Raw genomic sequence first — 19,130 nt, forward strand, 5'->3', positions numbered from 1 at the left:
AAAGCTAAACATTATTTGAGTTTGATACAGAGTATATGTTGTGTATGTGGGGAGGGGCGGAAACGTTCGTCGGCACGTTTTCCGATGACCCAAAGGATTTGGTCGGTGCTATCGGTCAGCAACCATTGGTTTTCCTTGTCGTACATAGTGTATTTTTCATCCTTGAAGTACTTACGGAGTGTTTTTTTCTGTCCACCCATACCATAGGGGTAGAAGAGGTCTCCCTCCTTGCGTTTGCGCAGGCATAAGGGGAATTGTACCTTGTCCCTATCCACATAGAGGCACCCAGCCCCTGAGGCTTCCACCTCGTCCACCTGCTGCCAGCATAGGGCTATAGGATGGTTAATCTCTCCGGTTTCCGCTTGCAAATAGAAAGCCGTAGGAGCTACCTCACGGAGCCTACTGATAAGCCATTGCCCTCTGTTGGAGAGCAGCCGGTGGGTATCACTGGCAAGGTATTTACCTGTGTCGGCCTGCAAAAATCGTTCCAAAGACTCCACATCGAAGCCGTAGGGGGAAAGCAATTCGTGGAGTAAAAAACGCCTATGAGGATGTAAGCGGAGTTTTTCTATAAGAAAGATGGTAGGTTCCCCCTCCACGAAGCACTCTTGGCGGTAGCGTGCTATGCTCTCCTGTAGGAAATCATAGGTAAGCTGTAGGAGGGCTTGTGTTTTCTCAAAATTCTTAAAGAAAAGCGGATGTACCTCTTTGAGAATAGGGGAGAGGTGGTGGCGTATTTTGTTGCGAGTATAGGCATCGGAACTATTGGAACTATCCTCCCGCCAGCAGAGGGCTCTTTCGGTTGCAAAAGCGAGTATTTCTTCCCGAGAGAAAGGCAGCAAAGGGCGAAGGATAGCCCCATTGCGAGTGGGGATCCCTAAGAGTCCTTTGAGGCCTGTACCACGGGAGGTGTTGATCAGGAAGGTCTCCCAGGAATCGTTGGCCTGATGGGCGGTGAGGATATAGTCATAGCCCTGCTCCTGGCGTAGGGCTTCGAACCACTCGTAGCGCAGCACACGCGCTGCTAATTGAGTATTAAGTCCCTGTGCTTTGCCGTAAGCCTTGGTCTCAAAACGCTTTGTAACCAAAGGTACGGACAATTCTCGAGAGAGTGCCTCTACAAAGCGCTGATCTCCCTCGCTCTCCTCTCCTCTCAATTGGAAGTTGCAATGCGCCATCATAAAAGGAAGCTCCAGCTCATGGAGTAGATGGGCTAGCACCACGCTATCAATCCCCCCGCTGATGGTCAGAATTAGTTTCTTCTGCCATAGGAAGGGAAAATGTTGTTGGAGATGATGTTGGAAAGCGGCTAACATAGGGATATATTTAAAATAAAAAAGCTCTCAGAGCGTTCTGAGAGCTTAGTGCGGGTGATAGGACTCGAACCTACACACCTCACGGCACCAGATCCTAAGTCTGGCGTGTCTACCAATTTCACCACACCCGCGCGTGATTTTTAAGACATTGCAAAGGTACAACTATTTTTTGAATTGGCAAGCAAAAATCAATAAATTTTCTAATTATTTTTCTATTGATTGAATATCAGCGAGTTGTATGTGTTTAAAGAAGCATTTTCATTGCTTTTTTCAGGCCACTGATCAGGCGATCGATCTCCTCAAGGGTGTTATAAACGGCGAAACTGGCACGAATAGTACCTGGAATGTGATAAAATTCCATTACTGGCTGCGCACAGTGGTGGCCAGTGCGTACGGCTATACCCATTTGGTCAAGGAGTGTACCTACATCGTAAGGGTGGGCTCCATCGACATTGAAGGAGAGTACCCCAGCCTTGCGATCCAAGTCATGGGTACCATAGATGGTAATTCCCCCTAAGGCTTGGATTTGCTCATGCGCATACTTGAGCAGCGCGTGTTCGTGGGCGGTGATGTCGGCCATTCCTAAGGAATGCATATAGTCGATCGCCACTCCGTAGGCGATCCCCCCACAGATGTTAGGGGTACCCGCTTCCAACTTATAAGGAAGGTCGGCATAGGTAGTTCCCTCAAAGCAAACAGTCTTGATCATATCCCCTCCACCCTTGTAGGGAGGAAGCCTCTGGAGCCATTCCTCTTTTCCATAGAGGAAACCAATACCGGTAGGAGCGTACATCTTGTGCCCTGAAGCTACATAGAAATCGGCATCCAAGTCCTGTACATCAATGGCAAAGTGTGGGCAGCTCTGCGCCCCATCGATAAGGGTCACCGCACCTACACTATGGGCTAAGGCGATAATCTCCTTCACGGGGTGTATATTGCCCAAGGCATTGGATACATGTTGGCAGCTGACCACCTTGGTGCGCTCAGAGAGCATAGCCTTGAAGTCCTCCATCAGGATCATCCCTTCTTGATCCACAGGGATAGGGCGCACTACCGCTCCTGTGCGCTCGGCCAAGAGTTGCCAAGGGACGATATTACTGTGGTGCTCGGTAGTCAATACCAATATCTCATCTCCAGCCTTGACAAAAGGAGTAAGGCAAGTAGCCACCAAGTTGATTCCTTCGGTGGTACCACTGGTGAAGAGCACCTCATAAGATTTGGCAGCGTGGATATGCTTTTGGAGCTTTTGGCGAGCTACTTCATAGGCTTCGGTAGCCTCTTGACTAAGGGTATGTACTCCACGATGGATGTTTGCATTGTAGGTGGTGTAATAATGAACAATGCTGTCAATGACCTGTTGGGGCTTTTGGGAAGTTGCTCCATTGTCAAAATATACTAAAGGATTTGAGCCTATCTTTCTCTCCAAGATAGGGAAATCACGACGAATTTCAGTGATAGATTTCATAAATGAATGGATTATAGGCAATAATAAAAATACAAAAAAGGTGCTATCTATCTTCAGACGGCACCTTACTTGTTACAGAAAGTTATAAACATTATTTCTTATGTCTTGGTTCAGAGGAAACAGTAAGTTTTTTTCTTCCTTTAGCTCTACGACGTGCCAATACTTTACGACCATTCGCCGTGGCCATACGTTCTCTAAAACCGTGTTTATTTCTTCTTTTTCTCTTGGAAGGTTGAAATGTTCTTTTCATTGGATTGAATATTAATATCTTAAATTAAACGTTTACTTGCTCTTAGCACTCTTCGCTCCCATAGAAGGAAAGCGGGGCAAAGGTACTATTATTTTTTGGAATGTACAAGTATTTTTAAAATCTTTCTTGAAAAATTTGTAGGATTGGAAATATTATGCTACTTTTGACCTTCCTAATGGTTTATCTTTATGGAGTTGTTACTCAAGTATTTTCCTGCACTGACCCCTATACAAATGGCCCAATATACCCAGGCTGTAAGCCTATATGAGGAGTGGAATGCACGTATCAATGTGATTTCTCGCAAGGATATGGAGCATTTTGTGCTGCATCACCTGCTACATTCCTTGGGCATAGCCAAGATACACCCTCTCTTAGCTGGGCAAAAAATCTTAGATGTAGGCACAGGCGGCGGTTTTCCAGGGATTCCACTGGCCATTCTCTACCCAGAGGTATCTTTCCATTTGGTGGATTCCATAGGTAAGAAGATAAAAGTGGTGCAGGAAGTAGCAACTGCTTTAGGCCTTACCAATGTTACCTACCAACAAGCACGCGTAGAGACCCTTGAAGGACAATACGACTTTATCGTAAGCCGTGCAGTTACTCAAATGACCGACTTCTACAAGCTCACCAAGCATCTGCTCAAGCCTGTAACTAATAAAGGTGATAAGAGAGGGATTCTCTACCTAAAAGGGGGCGATCTTACCGAGGAATTGGCGGCTTTCCCCTCGGCTACTGTCTACAACCTTTCTGAGGTCTTTGAAGAAGACTTTTTTGAGACAAAAAAAATAGTATATTTATAGTAATACCCATTGACTATCCGTGATATAGTACTCCATCCAATATTTGTTTTCTTTGCTTATTCCTTTTAAAATCAATGTGTTGTCTAAAAAAGTGATTTCTTGTATAAGATCGAAAACTTCTCGTTGCGCTCCTTCACAAATCACCTCTGTAGGTTTGATATAAGGAGCAGGAGAAAGGAATATTTTTACCAAAAGTTCGAGCCAATTTGTAATAGTTATTTGAATATTCTTGATATAACTTTGGGTGGGGATATGGTATACCTCGTCATAGAGAATAGTTATCTGATAGTGAGTTATAGTCATTTCTTTCACGGGAAGGTCAGCGGTCTCTATTTCAGATAGTTTCATAGGCTGATGTGTTTTCAAAATGCTTCTTTTGTGAGGAGCATATTTTATAGTCTTTCATAATATTCAAAAACGAAATACTCTTCATCAGAGAAATAATGTAGTATTTGCTGCGATAGGTTGATATATCCAATATCCAAACCTATATGTTGGGATAGCTTTTCATCTAATTCTGATTCAAAAAAAGCCTCTACCCTAAGGAGTTCTACGCAGATACCAAAGTCTAAAAAAGGCAATATAATAATGTCAGAAGGCTTTGTTTGCTTTGTTATCTTCTCAATGATCCAGTTTCTGATACTATATTTGTCATACTTTTCTCCTATACAATATCTATCATTGTATCTTTGGTAATCTTCTTCCGTATAGCGTATATGTTTTGAGATAAAATCATAGAACTCTTGCAACTTATCCGTAGTAACAACCTCTATAAATGTACAATCTTTGTGAGATTTGTATTTGGTTTTTATCCTTTCTTTAGCTAATGCTTCTCTCTTGGCTTCTAAAGTATTCATCTTGCTTATTAGGGGACAAATAGTTCATAGAGGCATATTCTATACCCATTAGGATCTCTTACATACAGATATTCTCCCACAGGGATATCATAGCCATTTTCTATAGGAATATTATTGGTCAGAAGTTGTTGCTTTATAGGAGCAATCTCTTCTACTTGTATAGAAAACAGCAAGTCTAATTCATCGCCTTTTTTTCTAAGGGCAACGCTTTCGAGAGTGCCCTCATAAAGGTTTAGGTAGATAGAAGGCTCTCTAAGCAACAAATCTTTGGAAACAACCACAAAGCCCAATTTACTATAAAAATCAACCGTTTGTTCTTTGTCAAAAGTAAGTATAGGGACTACGAATTTAATCATTTTGAGTATCTTTGCTTAAGTTCCTCAGTAGTTATTTTCTCATCTTGTTCTAATAATAAAAAGGGATTTTTAGAACAGGAGATTATTTATCCTCGTAATGACCTAAAAATTGAGAGATGATGACCATTTTTTCATCTTCTATTACTTCATAGACAATTCGGTCTTTTTTATTTAGTGTCCTACTCCATACTTGTCCTTCTTTTCCTTTAAGCAACTCAGGAGCGCCTACTCCTTTTTCAGGGGCTATTTGAAGTTCTTGAATAATTCTTTCTATTTTCTTTTTTACAGCTGGAGTACCAGACTTATTGACAATCTTTAGGTCTTCTAAAGCTTCCTGAGATATTTGTACGGAAAATAATTCTATTTCGCTTGTGTCCATAAGTTATCAGGAGTTATAGTAGTGAGTAGCCCCTTCTCTTTTTCCTCTCGTGCTTTCTTTATTTTTTTAGCAGTAGCTTCTCCATATACTTTTGAGGACTGTTCTTGAGGAACAATGGTCATTTTTATTTTGAACTTCTCAAAAAGCGTTTCAAAGATGGAACGCTCCATATCATTATTAAAAGTTATCTGTACAGTATTCATAATTTAAAAATTGAAGTATCTATATTTAGGGATTGTTATCTTTTTGCAAAAAAACTCAAAACTCAAAACTTAAAACTCAAAACTCCCTCTACTTTTCTCTAAAGAAAATATCCAAAGGTACCCCTTCAAAATTGAATTTCTCACGGAGCTTGTTCTCTACAAAACGGCGGTAAGGATCTTTGATATATTGGGGAAGGTTCGCAAAAAAGACAAATTGGGGCAGGTCGGTAGGTAGCTGCATACAGTACTTGATCTTGATGTACTTCCCTTTGGTAGCCGGTGGGGGAGTAGCCTCGATGATAGGGAGCATATACTCATTGAGCTCAGAGGTCTTGATACGCTGACTACGGTTGTTATATACCTCTACTGCTTTCTCTATCGCCTTGAAAATACGTTGCTTCGTTAGGGCAGAGATAAAGATAATAGGCACATCGGTAAAGGGAGCGATAATCTTTCGGATGCCCTCCTCAAAGTGCTTGGTGGTATGGGTATCTTTTTCTACTAAGTCCCATTTGTTCACCAAAATCACAACGCCTTTCTTATTGCGCTGTGCCAGCCAAAAGATATTGGCATCTTGCCCCTCGAAGCCACGGGTAGCATCTACCAAGAGCAGACATACATCGGAGTGCTCAATGGCACGTACTGAGCGCATCACAGAGTAAAACTCCAAATCCTCTTTGACCTTTGCTTTGCGGCGTATCCCTGCGGTATCCACGAGGTTGAACTCGAACCCAAAACGATTATAACGAGTGTCAATCGCATCGCGAGTAGTTCCCGCTATATCAGTAACGATATAGCGTTCCTCCCCGATAAGGGCATTGATAAAGGACGATTTCCCTGCATTGGGGCGTCCCACTACGGCAAAGCGAGGTAGGGTCACTTCCTCTACTTTTTCCTCCTCAGGGAGTACTTTGACTACAGCATCCAAGAGTTCGCCCGTGCCACTCCCATTGACACTGGAGATAGGGAAAATCTCTTCAAACCCCAAGGCATAGAACTCATTGGCATCCATAGCCCGCTTGGTATTATCTACTTTATTTACAGCAAGGAATGTAGGCTTCTTGCTACGGCGCAGCAGCTGGGCAATCTCCTCATCGGTGCCCATGATACCACTCTCTACATCTGTTAGGAAGATGATGGCATCGGCCTCCTCTATGGCGAGATTCACCTGCTTATCAATTTCTTTTTGGAACACGTCATCACCTCCAGCTACATAGCCTCCGGTATCAATCACGGAGAAATCACATCCGTTCCAGTCGGTTTTTCCATAATGGCGGTCGCGGGTCACCCCACTGATGCTATCTACGATAGCCTCACGGCGCTGAACCAGACGGTTGAAAAAAGTAGATTTGCCTACATTAGGGCGTCCTACAATGGCTACAATGGCACTCATTATTTATATTTTTTGCAAAGGTAGTCAAAAAAATAAACATAGCAATAAAGTAGCAAGAAATTCTACTCCTTTGAGGAAAATTTGTTATATTTGTCGCCTTATAGGAAGTGTATTTTTAAAGCTGATTTTATGAGAAGTTTGTTTGTCCTCTTCTTTACTCTTTGCTCTTATATGGGGTTTGCTCAGAGTGATAGTCTTGTTATTACTCCGCCAAGGAGGTATCCGCCTTCCTGTGATTGTTTTCAGGGAATGATTGACCTTACCCCAAGGCTGGCTTATACTTATGCCGATGCTAAGAGTTCACACTTTGCTGGGCTGATGCTTCACAATGATTGTATCGCTTGCGGCGGGGGCTTCTATGCAGGAGTTCATTTTGCGGGTAGGGATTCTCATAAAGTAGTCCCTGAGGTGGGGGCTGAGTTCTATCACCTGTTGCTGGGCTATGGGGTCTCTCTTTCCACTGAGGCAATTACTCCACGTGTAGGACTGTCTCTCTTTAATTTGTTACGGGTAGATGCTGGCTATGCCGTTCCTTGGGCGAAAGCACCTCTTTTTAAGGGATTTACCCTTTCTATAATTACTGATATTCGATTACTTAGTTATCCATTACCTTTATGAAAACAAAAATACTTTTATTACTGGCTTTCTTTTCTTTAGGAGGCTTTATACAGGCTCAAAATAACGAGCTTGAAGGTTTCTACCAAGGGCGTAAGTGGGGGCTTTTCTTGCTCTCAGATAAGAAGTTCTTACTATGGAATCCCTTGGCAGGGGTAAAGGGAGACTACCAAGTACAAAAAGATGGGATGATATGGTTGCAACCTCAGAAAGAACCGCTTTTTCTGGTCTATGCGCGCAATGATAAGGACTTATCCAAGGATAAAATACGGGTGGAGCTGGTGAATTTTCAGCTGGCAAAGAACTATATTCACTTGGAGAGGGGCGGATATTACTCTGTTTTCAACGAAGATAATGATTTGGAACATACTTTTGATAGAAAAGAGGTAGGGAAATCTATTACTTTTATAGGGGAAAGCCTCTTTGAAGAATACAATAAGAAGTTTGTAGGCATAAAAAATGCTTACGAAGTAGGTATGAATCTAGCTTATAATGATTATATCGTTTTCTGTCATAGTTATTCTCTATATCAGGGGGAAAGCATAGCTGCTTTTACCAATAAAGATGGAATGGAGATACTTCTTTTAATGAACGAAGAAGAAACCTTAGAAAAGAATAAAGAAGCACTTGCAAAAATACGCTCTAATATAGAAAAAACACCATTAAAAGAAATAAAAAACTATATTTATATCAGGAAAAAAGATGAAAATGAAAAAGAAATGTTGAAGATGGTACAATCTCAATTAGGGATAGAGGATTCCAATACTATCTTTAGAGAAAAATATGAAAGAGAAGGTACCTCTCCCTATGAATATATGGGGGAAATTACTTATGATAAAGAAAAAAATATATATAAAGAGGCGGAACGAGATCGGATATATCACAAATATGATCTTATAGATACAAAAAAATCAGAAATAGATATGAAAAAACTAAAAATAAAGATCTCACCATTGTTTTCTGAATAATGACTAAAATGCTTATGAAAACAAAAACACTTTTATTACTGGCTTTCTTTTTGGTAGCCAATAACCTTTTATCTCAGGACAGAAAGCTAATAGAGAGCTACAAACAACCTGAATCGGGCATTATGCTTTTCCCAAATAAGACTTTTGCCGCTTGGACTTATATGACAGTTATTCGTGGCTATTACGAAAAGAGACCCGATGGGGTGTACCTATTAAAGCCTCAACGGGAACCTTTGTTCTTAGTATATGGATATCATAATGATTCCATTGGGAAGGATAAGGTCCGTATCCGTTTTGCCAATTTTGAAGAAGGGAAGAACTACATTCAGTATGAGAATGGGAAGACCTATAGTGTCTTCAATGATCACCCTAACTGTTTTTCTCACGAGTATATACATACCTTTGATAGGAAGGAAGTAGGTAGTACACTCACCCTCATACATCATATAGGATACTATGATGAAGAAGTGTCTTATTTATTTGAGGGAGAGGGGATTAAGAACACGTTGCAATTTGACTTGGGAGCGTATAATGATTTCTTGATTTCTTATGATAAACTTAGTCGTGAGAAGGCAAATGTAGTACTCGTACCTATGGAGTTAGAAGGGAAAAATGGGGCTTTTTTTCATGGAGGGAAATGGCCAGAGGAGGAACTAAAAATGGTTAAGGAAAGATTGAAGGAAGTACCTAAAGAGCATCTCAAAAGGTTTTTTGTTCCTAAAGAAAATCTCAAAGATATTAGTCAGGAGTCTATCTCTTTCCTTTATGCAGAGAACATAGAGCCTCCTACGGCACTTCTTGTCCTAAAGAAAGATGGGAGAGTAGTGGGTGGTAGTTATACTTCAAAACCTTTTGAAGATGAAGAACATAGATCATACCTACAAGTGAGGACACAAGGAAGTATCACAGACCCAAAGAAGCTCAAGGTAGAACCAAAAACTATCTTTGTCTCTGAATGTGAATGACTTTCCCAAAGAAGAAAAATAATGGCTAATTAGCTAATATTCATAGGAATCGTAATTGCAAGCAGTTGAAAGATAAAATTTTAAAACTAATATCATGAAAACAAAAATACTCTTATTGCTGACTTTTCTTTCTTTAGGAAGTCTTGTATATGCCCAAGAAAAAGATATTTCAGGCAATTACAGAGGGCGTGGAGGAGGTATTATGCTCTTGCCTAACAAATTATTTGTCCTTTGGGGCTATATGACAGCTGTACCAGGGAGTTATGAGGTCCAAAAGGACGGTATCATCCTCTTCAAACCGAAAAAGGAACCACTATTTGTTGTGTATGGACAGCAAAATGACTCTATTGGGAAAGACAAAGTCCGTATTCGCTTTGCCAATTTTCAGCATGGGAAGAATTATATCCGATTTGAGAATGGAAAAACATACTCAGTTTTCAATGACAACCCTAATTGCTTTTCTTCTCGCTATGTACATACGTTCTCAAGGGAAGAGATGGGTAATTCCTTTTCCCTGATTGCAGATCTGAAAACGTTCGGGTTTGCTCAACTTTTTGGTGAACTAAAGAATACCTATCAGATTGACTTACAGGATAATAATGACTTTCTTATTTCTTTTCAGAAACTTTCAGAATACCAGATAGATGGGGCAGGCGCTTTGGTAACCAAAGAGGGCTATGAGTGTTTGCTCTTTTTTAATCAAGCTGATGTAGAGAGAAGTAAGGAGCTTATACGGGAACTCAAAAAAGAAATTGATAAAATCCCTATGAAAGAGCTGAGAAAGGTGCTTTTTGCAAAGGAGAAGTCGGAAGACCAAGGGGATAAAGGGCTTAGAGACTTCCTCAGTATCTCCAACTTGGAAGAGCCTAAGGTGTTTTTTATGGAGGTAAAAGAGGGTAGTGTGAAGCCCGATCCTATTAATAAGGATTTTTTAGTGTATGATAAAGGTAAAAATATCTATAAGGATACCCTAAATAATATTGAGTATTATAGGTTTGACTTTGTACAACCCAAGTGTTATCAGACAGACCTTGAAAAGCTCAAAGTAGCGCCTAAAACTATCTTTGTTTCCGAATGTGAAAAACCTTCTAAAAGAAGGATATATCAATAATTTAAGCTTCACAAGTTACTTTTTGCGTATAGGAGATTGTTCTGATTCATCGGTTATGGTAGTTTGATTATACAGCCCGTTCCTATGTTGTTCCTTTCGAACCATCCTTGAGGCACTTCAAGAGCATAACGTACAGGTTCCGATGAGTTCACGCTTTTGCGGCTGAAGGGAGTCATATTGCGTATTTCGAGAATTTCACCATTCGAGTTAATGAACGCAATTGAAAGAGGGGTAGGTGTATTTTTCATCCAAAAACTTAACTTCTCGTCTCTTTTAAAGATAAAAAGCATGCCTGTCCCTTCGGGAATATGCTCACGCCCCATATAGCCTTTTGACAGCTCTCGTATGGAGCGAGCAAGCTCAACCCTTATGGGAATGGTCTTGCCATCAAGATTTGTAATGCTCAAGTCCTTCTCTTCAAACTCAAGGGCGAGAGCTGAACAGGCGCTAAGAACAAGGTAGCATGATAGGATAACTCCCATCAGCAATAGCTTGGCAGATGTGAATATTTTCTTTTTCATAGGCTTCTAAAATTAAATGTTCAAGTTTCGCAAGCTCTTTCAGAGCTTGATTTAATGAAAAAAGATAGAAAAAATAGTACATTATTTGGTAAAGTTACTGATAATCAGTAGCTTTGTGGTACTAAAAAACAAAATCCATACTAATATACTACCGGACAAAGGTACGAAAAATTTATCAGAACTAAAAAACTTGGAGGTGATTTAAAAAGTACATCTAAAGTTGTATCATACTTTTTGAAGCACCACCAAAAACTTAATAATTATCGCTTATGGATGAAATAGTTATCAATAGAATCATTATCTTCCTGTTTTTTGCCATTTCAGTAGGACTTACATATCTGATTATCAGAAAAAGCAATCGTAAGGCTAAGGACAAAGGCAAAGATAAAGCAGGTTGCCTCTCCGCCTTCTTTATCTGGGTGCCTATATCCCTATTGGTGGGGCTTACCCCCTTCATGCTGCTTTTAGGGGCAGGTACTGCGAAGGAACTCTATCAGCTGGCTTCTGATAGTGACTTTAAGTCCTATACCGCTCAGGTGATAAGATATGAGAATACCTATATGAGTGAGGAAAGAGATTCAGATAGACACACAAGATATGTAGAAATGGGTACGCCTGTGGTTACTTTTACCATAGAATCGGGGGAGGAGCTGGAGCGGGCACTGCCTTTTGCCACCAGAGTAGGGGGTGATTCTTCCTACAATATTCGCTATAAGGGCGCTACAGATGAGATCATCGTAACAGATGTCTTTATTGTAGTAAAAACCATTGGGGTGATTATATTTCTCGTCATTGCAGTTTTCGCTTATTGGGGAATTTACGGCTATCTTACGGACAAGCCTATGAAGAATTATGGTAATTATTTGGCCAAAGGGCTACTCTATGGGGTGTTTCTCACTATGACTATGGGGCTATGTGCGGGACTTATCTATGGGGTACTTACCAAGGATCTGCCCTTATGGATACAAGCGATTTGTATATTTTTTGCTTTGTCACTCATGATCGTGATTGTAAGGATTTTCCTCACTATGTTCCACTCCAAAGTCAGAGACCCTCTCAAGCAAAGGCGGAAGACTACTTATCGCAAGGACTATTGACAGAGAAATCGTCTTTACAATAAAATAAAAATTAAAAACTAATCACTATATATGACATATGTCAAAATTAATTATTATATTTGCAGCGAAAAAGCAAGCCCTTGTTTTTTCAGCATCAATTTGTCTCTGATACAATCATATAAAAATTTTTAGAATGAGAGATTTAACAAAAATGACTAACATTGAGGACTTGCGTGTAGTATGCAAGCGCAATGTGCCTAAAATGTTCTATGAGTATGTGGATACAGGCTCTTGGACACAGTCCACTTACCGCGAGAATGTTTCTGACTTCAATCCTATCAAGTTCAAGCAGAAAATCTTGGTGGATATGGACAACCGGACCCTTGAGACAACCCTCTTAGGGCAAAAGGTAAAATTCCCTGCTATGACCGCTCCTGTAGGCTTTATGGGGATGATGTGGGCTGATGGGGAAATCCATATGGCCAAAGCAGCTCAGAAGTTCGGAATTCCTTTTACGCTTTCTACCATGTCCATCTGCTCTATTGAGGATTTGGTGGAAGCAGGAGTAGAACCTTTTTGGTTTCAGCTCTATGTGATGCGCGATCGTGAGTTCATGAAAGACCTCATTCGCCGTGCCAAAGAAGCGAAGTGCTCTGCTCTTATGGTAACAGTAGACTTGCAAGTACTCGGAAATCGCCATCGCGATATTAAGAATGGTCTTTCTACCCCTCCGAAGTTTACCATTCCTAATATAATAAACCTTTCTACTAAAATTCCTTGGGGCTTGCGCTATGTATTCGGTAACCGTCGTTGGACATTCCGTAATATTGCCGGTCACGCCAAGAACGTATCCGATCTTTCTTCACTTTCTTCTTGGACTAAAGAACAGTTTGACCCAAGTCTTAGCTGGAAGGATATCGCTGAGATTAAGGAACTTTGGGGAGGTCCTATTATCCTCAAGGGGATTATGACTCCAGAAGATGCGCAAGAAGCCGTAAAATACGGAGCCGATGCCATCATCGTTTCCAACCATGGTGGTCGCCAAATGGATGATACGATTTCTTCCATCAAAGCCCTACCAGATATCGTAAGTGCGGTAGGCAGTCAAACAGAGGTATGGATAGACTCTGGTTTCTATACCGGACAAAACATGCTTAAGGCATGGGCTTTGGGGGCTAAGGGTATCATGCTCGGCCGTGCTCCTGTATACGGATTGGGCGCTTATGGAGAAGAAGGGGTCACTCGTGCCCTACAAATCCTCTATGATGAAATGGATACTACTATGGCCTTCTCTGGTCATCGCAATATCCAAGATGTAGATAAGAGTATCCTTGTAGAGGGTACTTATCCACTACCTACCAGAAAATAATATCATAATGTATAAAAAGGATAGCCCCAAACCATTCGGTTTGGGGCTATCCTTTTAATGAGCGAATTGTCTCATTGACTCATTGTCAAATTAGCTAATTGGCTAATTTCAACAAGCGTTTTGCAGCATCGGAAGCGGCAATAAGTCCACCAGCCGACATGATGATGTCTTTCAGTACCAAGCGCCCTGCTCCTGATAGGTAAGGGAAGCCATGGTTAGGGGTAGGCATATCACCTCCTAAGTTAGGCACATAGACCTCGGGGGTAGTGATAAGGAAAGAAAGGGTAACGATAGACATACCAAAAGTAAGCAATCCACCAATAAGCCCAATCTTAGGAGACCAAATTCCTAAAAGAGTAAGCAAACCAATTAGGCAGATTACAGTACCTAAGCCATAAGAGAAAGCATAGGTGTTGTTCTGCTTATGCCATTCGATATTGGCAGCTACCATTTTCCCCTCTGGGTTCTTGTGCAATTTGTATTCTGCTACTTCTTTGCCTTTGTTAGCCTCACCTGTAACACCGTTCTCATCGATAGCAGTTTTACCTGAGTTGGCATAGAAGAAACTCATAAAAGGGCTATTGGTAACAAAGGGAACAATCCCGTCGGCTTCGTATTGACATACTTTGAGCCCTCCAATCCACGCCATTACGATAAAGATCGCAATGCGAATAAAGTTGATAAACTGTGACTGTAATCCAGCCAATTTTTCTAATAATTGTTGCATATGACTATATTATTTTCAGGGTACAAAAATACAAAGCATTTTCCAAATAAGAATGGACTTTTTTGCCACAAACATAGATTATTTTGCCACAATAGAAATTCCTACACTTTCCCGAAATTGCTTGGGCGAGACCCCTACTTCCTTCTTGAAATAACGGCTGAAGTAGAAAGCATCCTCAAAGCAGAGTTCAAAGGCAATTTCCTTGACCGACTTATGAGTGAGGTGTAGTAGCTTTTTGGCCTCCAAAACCAAGCGCTCCCTTAGCAGTGCCGAAGGGGTCTTCCCATAATATTGCTTGATACGCTTGGAGAAAGCACTCACCGAAAGGTGATAGGCCTCGGCATAGAAGCTGATGTCCTTTTCCTTGAGAAAGTTGGCCTCCAAAAGCGCTTGGAAATTGGCCACGGGGTTTTGCAAAGGGTTCTCTTCTTTTAGGTGGCTCAAAAAATGCTGTTTTTCTCTGCTTCCGATGGCCAAGATCAGTTGCAAATAGCTCTTAAGCACGGCAATTTGGTAAGGATTGGAGTCTGAAGCAATGGCTTGCATCTTTTTCAAGAGAGTCTCTAATTCTCCAAAAACCGCCTGAGAGACCTCAAAGTGGGGTTGTTGGTATATATTATTGAATAATAGGCCGTTACAAGCCACCTCTTTCTTGTGATACTCTATACAATAGAAATCCCCATGGAAGGCGATAAAGTCCATTTTGGGTGCCTTCTCTTTCCATTGGAAATACTGGTAAGGGGAGAGGAACAGCAAGGAATGCCCTTGGGAATGGTATTCGTTGAAATCCACCCAAAAGTGGCTATCCTCCTGAAGGAGAAAGATATAGTATAGGGTCGTGTGTGCTCCTTGAGCAAAATCCTCAGGGGTAGTACTGTTGATATGAATATTCTGGTAAGTCATAAATAATCAGCTATCAGGGTACAAAATTAGGAAAAAATGAGTATATTTGTCGCAAAATAGAAGATGATTTTATGAAATATGTTTTATATGGGATATTAGTGCTAACTATAATACAGTATAGTAGCGCTCAATATCGTAAGATACAGCTTACAGATGCCAAGCAGGTGGAGCACCTCAAGTTAGAAAGTCTATGGGAGCGTTGTAAATATAACGAAGGATTTATCTATAACAAGGATTATATGATTTACCAGGCTTGCGATACCGCAGTTACTTTCTATCCCGATAGGAAGACTTTCCAAATAAAAGATAAGGATTATGGTTTTGCAGTGGATAAAAATGGGGTCTATTATCAGGGGCAATTTGTAAAAGTAGATACTACAAGGTTTGAGGTATTAGCAAGAAGAAAAGTTAAGGAAAAAATAAGGTACGAAGATATTGATAGTTATTATTGGCGTACCAATGGGGGTGTATTCTTTGGAACAGAGCGGCTTTCTGTTTCTGACCCTCAGACCTTTGAAGCGGTTACGTATTGCTATTTTAGGGATAAGAATCACGTATATTATTATGATCAAATCATAGAAGGGGTAGCCCCTAACCTTGTCAATGAAAAACTTACTAATGAAGAATTCCTCAATGATGGCAAAAATGTCTATTATAAGGGGAAACGCCTCTATTATAAGGGAGAGGCCGTAGAGCAAATGTCCTATTGGATCTTCAAAACCTCTAAATATGTGTTGGGTTATAACGATCGGGAAGGAGATGAAAAACATTCGTTTCTGATAGAATTATATTCAGAGCCATTTGATATCCCAACCCTTAGAGTACTGAACAACTCTTATCTAATAGACAAGAATCATCTGTATTATATGAGTGCTCATTATCCTATATGGGATAATGGATTCAGGCTATTTGTTCCCAAGGAAGAGCTCTCCTCAATAAGAGCGTTTACCGAATTTGTTGTGGTAGGTTCTACCGTTTATCATAAGAGAAAGCCTGAAAAAAGATATGATGCGGCTACTTTTGGGATCATTCCAGAGCATCATTACTATCAGTACGATAAGAGAGGAATCTATAATTGGGATAAAAAACTACCTTTTCGCTATAAAAAGCGTCCTGAATATGGTAAAAATCTTTTCTATATAGATGAAAAAGACCTCTTTATCTATGAAAATCAGGCTTACTATTATAACTATGACAATAGTATATACGCAAAGAATCTTACTTCCCAACAGATAGAAATACTCAAGCAAGGAAAGACCTCGCTTAAGGACTTATTATCTCCTCATAAGGAGCCTCCTCAAAAAAAGGAAAAGTATTACCATAATCTTTATAAAATGGACGGGCATATTTATATAGGAGAGAAGCTACAAAAAGACGTAGATGCAGCCACCTTTGAGTACATAACAGATTATTTTTATAAGGATAAAAATCACGTATATTACTATGACAGATTTAGCGAGGAAGAGGCACATTTTTTGATGGTAGAGGGGTATGATGTAGCCACGCTCAAGGGAGATTCCAACAGGTTTATGATGGATAAGGATTATTACTATTATGGCACTACAAGACTTTTTGAAAATAGAAATGTAGAGGTTCTGGCGATCTACACAGGTAGCCGTCTGGAGCAAGCCCCTATGACGGATTATTGTCTCTTTAAGAATGACCAGGGGTATTGGTTTGCCAAGTTAGGTGATGGAGATACAATTTGCTTTTTAGGTAAAAAACTAAAAATGAATGAATTAAAAAATTAGCTAATAACCAATTCAAAACTCAAAACTCAAAACTCTTATGAACCGTCTTTTACTTTGTACTCTATTACTTGTCTCTTGCGCTAGATCTCCTATGGTTAGGTATCAAACGCCTATAATGGGTGCTTTTGATCCCATAATTGTAACCGATGCAGATACAACAGCTCGACAACTTCACCCTGGGAAGTGTAAGTATGTGCCTGAGACTTATATAATCAATAAGGAATATATAGCCTATCAGGATTGTGATACGATTAGAAGACTTGTAACGGCTGATTTGGCTTCTTTTAAGAGAGAAGGGGGCTTTGCTATAGATAAAAATGGAGTGTATTACAAGGGAAACCTTATCTGTACTGATACCATAGGCTTTAAGATCTTAACATACAAGCATAACCATGGTGATTATAACAACCATGATTATCTTTGGCGTACAGATAAGAAAATCTTCTTTGGCAAAGAAGAACTCTCTTTGGCTGACCCCGCCACTTTTGAACCCATAGGAGAAGCTTGGGGTAGATATTTCAAGGATAAAAACAACCTCTATTACTATGACCAAAAGGTAGAAGGTGCTGATATATCTTCTTTGAATGTGGAAAGAAGGTTTTTCGAAGATTTTATTTATGATAAAAATCATATATACTACCAAGGAAAACCACTCATGTACCAAGGAGAAAGTGTAGAACAACTCTCAGGTCTCTTATTTAAAACGACCAAGGAGGTACTACAAGCTGATTTTTCAGGTGAAGAGGAAGTCATTTTCACCCCTATTACAGGAGATTTTGATATTCCAACACTCAGAGGACTTTCTTTTAATTTTATGATAGATAAGCACCATCTTTATTTAGTAGAAGAATCGTCCTATTGTCAGATGCCTACCACCAAGCTTGACCTGTCTAAGGTAAAGGCTTATGAGCGTTACATATACGATGGCAGGTATCTGTATAGGGGGGAGCAAAAAGTCAGGGAATATGATCCTGCTACTTTCGGAATTTTTCAGTGCTCCTATGATCTCTATCAGTATGATAAGCATGGTATCTATGCCTGGGAGAAGAAGTTACCTTTCAAGATAAAAAGAACGCCCGTATATGGCAAGAATCTCTTTAGCGTAGGAGATTATATTATCTATGAAAATCAACTATATATAACTAAAGAATATTCACTATGGCATGATCCATATATAAAAGGACTTACACAAGAACAAGTTCAGCTACTCAAACAAGGCAAACATGTACATAGGTCACATCAGGGGAAGGCACTTTTTGTACAAGAGTCCTATGATAGCGAGTATTACAAAGCGGATAACCAATTGTATTATATGGAAAAGCCTGTACAAGGAGTGGATATGGCTACTTTTGATCCTTACTTTGCCCCTAATTTTTATCGGGATAAGAACCATGTTTATCTATGCCAAGATGGGGTTCATGTAGTAAAAGGTTATGATAACTCAACACTACAACCCGTTTTTGGGGATTTTCTTATGGATAAGGATTACCTCTATTATAAGACACAAAGGTTGTTCAAAAGCAAAGAGGTATCGCTTTTGGCTATTTATCAAGGAGCTGCCTACGAGCACAAGCTGCCTGATTTTTATTTGTTTAAGAATGCAGAAGGATATTGGTCTGTATGTCCTGAAAAAATGACTGAATATGAGTTTGATGACAAAGGAGATTTCTATTACTATACACAATATTTTGTAAATGTGGAGTTCTTAGGTACAGAATTTAAAGAAATACGCCAAAGTAAAGATTAACAATAACAACTCAAAATTTAAAACTCAAAACTATCATGAATCGTCTATTACTTTGTACTTTGTTACTCGTTGCTTGCAAGCAAAAGCCAGTAGAGCAACTCCCTACTACAGCCGAAAAGGAGGTAGTGGTACGAGATACTATAACTGTATCCGATATCCATCGCACGGATTCCCTATGGCATTCCTTTAAGAAATATAAGCGCCCCTATGTGGAGGGCTATATCATCAATAAGGATTATGTCATCTACCAAGAAAAAAATACCCGCAAGATCATAAAACCTGATATGGCGAGCTTTGCAATCCTCAATGTATCGGGATCGGCAGCTGACATAATCCTGATTTTTGCCAAAGACAAAAATGGGATCTATTACCAAGG

The 19,130-nt window shown here is 40.1% G+C and carries 21 protein-coding genes, 1 tRNA gene and 1 pseudogene; 10 read left to right on the forward strand and 13 right to left on the reverse strand.

Going from position 1 to position 19,130, the window contains the following annotated elements; translation table 11 throughout:
* Window positions 1-11: 11 nt before the first annotated feature.
* From tilS to rpmH, 4 genes are all read right to left on the reverse strand, one after another.
* Window positions 12-1,316 carry a tRNA lysidine(34) synthetase TilS gene (gene tilS, locus HMPREF1551_RS11700; RefSeq protein WP_021629365.1) on the reverse strand — a complete coding sequence of 435 codons (1,305 nt, stop codon included), beginning with the start codon at window positions 1,314-1,316 and terminating at the stop codon, window positions 12-14.
* A 49-nt stretch (window positions 1,317-1,365) separates the two neighbouring features.
* Window positions 1,366-1,447, reverse strand: a tRNA-Leu gene (locus HMPREF1551_RS11705).
* Between the two features lie 113 nt (window positions 1,448-1,560).
* Window positions 1,561-2,781, reverse strand: coding sequence for an aminotransferase class V-fold PLP-dependent enzyme (locus HMPREF1551_RS11710; protein WP_021629366.1), 1,221 nt, complete (start codon window positions 2,779-2,781; stop codon window positions 1,561-1,563).
* Window positions 2,782-2,872: 91 nt separating this feature from the next.
* Window positions 2,873-3,031 (reverse strand): 50S ribosomal protein L34, encoded by a 159-nt coding sequence (gene rpmH, locus HMPREF1551_RS13530; protein ID WP_002669412.1) that lies wholly within the window; start codon window positions 3,029-3,031, stop codon window positions 2,873-2,875.
* Window positions 3,032-3,219: 188 nt separating this feature from the next.
* On the opposite strand from rpmH, the gene rsmG reads away from it, so the two are divergent.
* Window positions 3,220-3,831 carry a 16S rRNA (guanine(527)-N(7))-methyltransferase RsmG gene (gene rsmG / locus HMPREF1551_RS11715; RefSeq protein WP_021629367.1) on the forward strand — a complete coding sequence of 204 codons (612 nt, stop codon included), beginning with the start codon at window positions 3,220-3,222 and terminating at the stop codon, window positions 3,829-3,831.
* On the opposite strand, the gene HMPREF1551_RS14300 is transcribed toward rsmG, so the two are convergent.
* The 6 genes from HMPREF1551_RS14300 to der form a co-directional block, all read right to left on the reverse strand.
* Complete coding sequence (locus HMPREF1551_RS14300; RefSeq protein ID WP_021629368.1) at window positions 3,826-4,179, reverse strand: hypothetical protein; 354 nt, start codon at window positions 4,177-4,179, stop codon at window positions 3,826-3,828. The two genes, rsmG and HMPREF1551_RS14300, sit on opposite strands and share 6 nt — an antisense overlap.
* Before the next feature lie 44 nt (window positions 4,180-4,223).
* Window positions 4,224-4,688, reverse strand: a complete 465-nt coding sequence (locus HMPREF1551_RS11725) for a hypothetical protein (RefSeq protein ID WP_021629369.1) — start codon at window positions 4,686-4,688, stop codon at window positions 4,224-4,226.
* Window positions 4,689-4,696: 8 nt separating this feature from the next.
* Window positions 4,697-5,044, reverse strand: coding sequence for a glyoxalase/bleomycin resistance/dioxygenase family protein (locus HMPREF1551_RS11730; RefSeq protein WP_021629370.1), 348 nt, complete (start codon window positions 5,042-5,044; stop codon window positions 4,697-4,699).
* 82 nt (window positions 5,045-5,126) lie between these two features.
* Entirely contained in the window at window positions 5,127-5,423 is a 297-nt protein-coding gene (locus tag HMPREF1551_RS11735; protein ID WP_021629371.1) for a Txe/YoeB family addiction module toxin, read from the reverse strand.
* Window positions 5,405-5,626, reverse strand: a complete 222-nt coding sequence (locus tag HMPREF1551_RS11740; RefSeq protein ID WP_021629372.1) for a hypothetical protein — start codon at window positions 5,624-5,626, stop codon at window positions 5,405-5,407. The genes HMPREF1551_RS11735 and HMPREF1551_RS11740 overlap by 19 nt, the downstream gene beginning before the upstream one ends.
* 88 nt (window positions 5,627-5,714) lie before the next feature.
* Window positions 5,715-7,019 (reverse strand): ribosome biogenesis GTPase Der, encoded by a 1,305-nt coding sequence (gene der, locus HMPREF1551_RS11745; RefSeq protein WP_021629373.1) that lies wholly within the window; start codon window positions 7,017-7,019, stop codon window positions 5,715-5,717.
* A 129-nt stretch (window positions 7,020-7,148) separates the two neighbouring features.
* Here der and HMPREF1551_RS11750 point away from each other — a divergent pair, with 129 nt between their 5' ends.
* The 4 genes from HMPREF1551_RS11750 (at window position 7,149) to HMPREF1551_RS11765 (ending at window position 10,678) form a co-directional block, all read left to right on the forward strand.
* The gene (locus tag HMPREF1551_RS11750; RefSeq protein WP_034544690.1) at window positions 7,149-7,637 is read left to right on the forward strand and encodes a hypothetical protein; all 489 of its coding nucleotides are present in this window, start codon (window positions 7,149-7,151) and stop codon (window positions 7,635-7,637) included.
* A complete protein-coding gene (locus HMPREF1551_RS11755) occupies window positions 7,634-8,602 on the forward strand; it encodes a hypothetical protein (protein WP_021629376.1) in 969 nt (322 codons plus the stop codon). Before HMPREF1551_RS11750 ends, HMPREF1551_RS11755 begins: the two co-directional genes overlap by 4 nt.
* Before the next feature lie 14 nt (window positions 8,603-8,616).
* A complete protein-coding gene (locus HMPREF1551_RS11760; protein ID WP_034544692.1) occupies window positions 8,617-9,567 on the forward strand; it encodes a hypothetical protein in 951 nt (316 codons plus the stop codon).
* A 94-nt stretch (window positions 9,568-9,661) separates the two neighbouring features.
* Window positions 9,662-10,678, forward strand: coding sequence for a hypothetical protein (locus tag HMPREF1551_RS11765; protein ID WP_021629378.1), 1,017 nt, complete (start codon window positions 9,662-9,664; stop codon window positions 10,676-10,678).
* A gap of 53 nt (window positions 10,679-10,731) precedes the next feature.
* Here HMPREF1551_RS11765 and HMPREF1551_RS11770 read toward each other — a convergent pair whose 3' ends face one another.
* Entirely contained in the window at window positions 10,732-11,199 is a 468-nt protein-coding gene (locus HMPREF1551_RS11770; RefSeq protein WP_021629379.1) for a DUF192 domain-containing protein, read from the reverse strand.
* 269 nt (window positions 11,200-11,468) lie between these two features.
* Here HMPREF1551_RS11770 and HMPREF1551_RS11775 point away from each other — a divergent pair, with 269 nt between their 5' ends.
* A complete protein-coding gene (locus HMPREF1551_RS11775) occupies window positions 11,469-12,296 on the forward strand; it encodes a hypothetical protein (RefSeq protein WP_021629381.1) in 828 nt (275 codons plus the stop codon).
* Window positions 12,297-12,450: 154 nt separating this feature from the next.
* Window positions 12,451-13,626 (forward strand): alpha-hydroxy acid oxidase, encoded by a 1,176-nt coding sequence (locus HMPREF1551_RS11780; RefSeq protein WP_021629382.1) that lies wholly within the window; start codon window positions 12,451-12,453, stop codon window positions 13,624-13,626.
* Between the two features lie 94 nt (window positions 13,627-13,720).
* Here HMPREF1551_RS11780 and HMPREF1551_RS11785 read toward each other — a convergent pair whose 3' ends face one another.
* Both HMPREF1551_RS11785 and HMPREF1551_RS11790 read right to left on the reverse strand, forming a co-directional pair.
* A complete protein-coding gene (locus tag HMPREF1551_RS11785) occupies window positions 13,721-14,353 on the reverse strand; it encodes a DUF417 family protein (RefSeq protein WP_021629383.1) in 633 nt (210 codons plus the stop codon).
* A gap of 78 nt (window positions 14,354-14,431) precedes the next feature.
* Window positions 14,432-15,256 (reverse strand): helix-turn-helix domain-containing protein, encoded by an 825-nt coding sequence (locus HMPREF1551_RS11790; RefSeq protein WP_021629384.1) that lies wholly within the window; start codon window positions 15,254-15,256, stop codon window positions 14,432-14,434.
* Window positions 15,257-15,327: 71 nt separating this feature from the next.
* Between HMPREF1551_RS11790 and HMPREF1551_RS11795 the strand changes: the two genes are divergently transcribed.
* From HMPREF1551_RS11795 to HMPREF1551_RS14305, 3 genes and pseudogenes are all read left to right on the forward strand, one after another.
* Window positions 15,328-17,007 (forward strand): DKNYY domain-containing protein, encoded by a 1,680-nt coding sequence (locus HMPREF1551_RS11795; protein ID WP_021629385.1) that lies wholly within the window; start codon window positions 15,328-15,330, stop codon window positions 17,005-17,007.
* 37 nt (window positions 17,008-17,044) lie between these two features.
* The gene (locus HMPREF1551_RS11800) at window positions 17,045-18,754 is read left to right on the forward strand and encodes a DKNYY domain-containing protein (RefSeq protein ID WP_081695766.1); all 1,710 of its coding nucleotides are present in this window, start codon (window positions 17,045-17,047) and stop codon (window positions 18,752-18,754) included.
* 35 nt (window positions 18,755-18,789) lie between these two features.
* A pseudogene (locus HMPREF1551_RS14305) lies at window positions 18,790-19,130 on the forward strand (DKNYY domain-containing protein); the annotation flags it as partial.

Origin of the sequence: Capnocytophaga sp. oral taxon 863 str. F0517 (genome assembly GCF_000466425.1) — a bacterium.
Lineage (GTDB): Bacteria > Bacteroidota > Bacteroidia > Flavobacteriales > Flavobacteriaceae > Capnocytophaga.

Bases quoted from the DNA above. Each gene is read 5' to 3' on its own strand.
- HMPREF1551_RS11735 (WP_021629371.1), bottom strand. From the start codon at position 5,423: ATGGACACAAGCGAAATAGAATTATTTTCCGTACAAATATCTCAGGAA.
- tilS (WP_021629365.1), bottom strand. From the start codon at position 1,316: ATGTTAGCCGCTTTCCAACATCATCTCCAACAACATTTTCCCTTCCTA.
- der (WP_021629373.1), bottom strand. From the start codon at position 7,019: ATGAGTGCCATTGTAGCCATTGTAGGACGCCCTAATGTAGGCAAATCT.
- HMPREF1551_RS11770 (WP_021629379.1), bottom strand. From the start codon at position 11,199: ATGAAAAAGAAAATATTCACATCTGCCAAGCTATTGCTGATGGGAGTT.
- HMPREF1551_RS11785 (WP_021629383.1), bottom strand. From the start codon at position 14,353: ATGCAACAATTATTAGAAAAATTGGCTGGATTACAGTCACAGTTTATC.
- HMPREF1551_RS11755 (WP_021629376.1), top strand. From the start codon at position 7,634: ATGAAAACAAAAATACTTTTATTACTGGCTTTCTTTTCTTTAGGAGGC.
- HMPREF1551_RS11765 (WP_021629378.1), top strand. From the start codon at position 9,662: ATGAAAACAAAAATACTCTTATTGCTGACTTTTCTTTCTTTAGGAAGT.
- HMPREF1551_RS11795 (WP_021629385.1), top strand. From the start codon at position 15,328: ATGAAATATGTTTTATATGGGATATTAGTGCTAACTATAATACAGTAT.
- HMPREF1551_RS11750 (WP_034544690.1), top strand. From the start codon at position 7,149: ATGAGAAGTTTGTTTGTCCTCTTCTTTACTCTTTGCTCTTATATGGGG.
- HMPREF1551_RS11730 (WP_021629370.1), bottom strand. From the start codon at position 5,044: ATGATTAAATTCGTAGTCCCTATACTTACTTTTGACAAAGAACAAACG.
- rsmG (WP_021629367.1), top strand. From the start codon at position 3,220: ATGGAGTTGTTACTCAAGTATTTTCCTGCACTGACCCCTATACAAATG.
- HMPREF1551_RS11780 (WP_021629382.1), top strand. From the start codon at position 12,451: ATGAGAGATTTAACAAAAATGACTAACATTGAGGACTTGCGTGTAGTA.
- rpmH (WP_002669412.1), bottom strand. From the start codon at position 3,031: ATGAAAAGAACATTTCAACCTTCCAAGAGAAAAAGAAGAAATAAACAC.
- HMPREF1551_RS11710 (WP_021629366.1), bottom strand. From the start codon at position 2,781: ATGAAATCTATCACTGAAATTCGTCGTGATTTCCCTATCTTGGAGAGA.
- HMPREF1551_RS11790 (WP_021629384.1), bottom strand. From the start codon at position 15,256: ATGACTTACCAGAATATTCATATCAACAGTACTACCCCTGAGGATTTT.
- HMPREF1551_RS11760 (WP_034544692.1), top strand. From the start codon at position 8,617: ATGAAAACAAAAACACTTTTATTACTGGCTTTCTTTTTGGTAGCCAAT.
- HMPREF1551_RS11740 (WP_021629372.1), bottom strand. From the start codon at position 5,626: ATGAATACTGTACAGATAACTTTTAATAATGATATGGAGCGTTCCATC.
- HMPREF1551_RS11800 (WP_081695766.1), top strand. From the start codon at position 17,045: ATGAACCGTCTTTTACTTTGTACTCTATTACTTGTCTCTTGCGCTAGA.
- HMPREF1551_RS11725 (WP_021629369.1), bottom strand. From the start codon at position 4,688: ATGAATACTTTAGAAGCCAAGAGAGAAGCATTAGCTAAAGAAAGGATA.
- HMPREF1551_RS14300 (WP_021629368.1), bottom strand. From the start codon at position 4,179: ATGAAACTATCTGAAATAGAGACCGCTGACCTTCCCGTGAAAGAAATG.
- HMPREF1551_RS11775 (WP_021629381.1), top strand. From the start codon at position 11,469: ATGGATGAAATAGTTATCAATAGAATCATTATCTTCCTGTTTTTTGCC.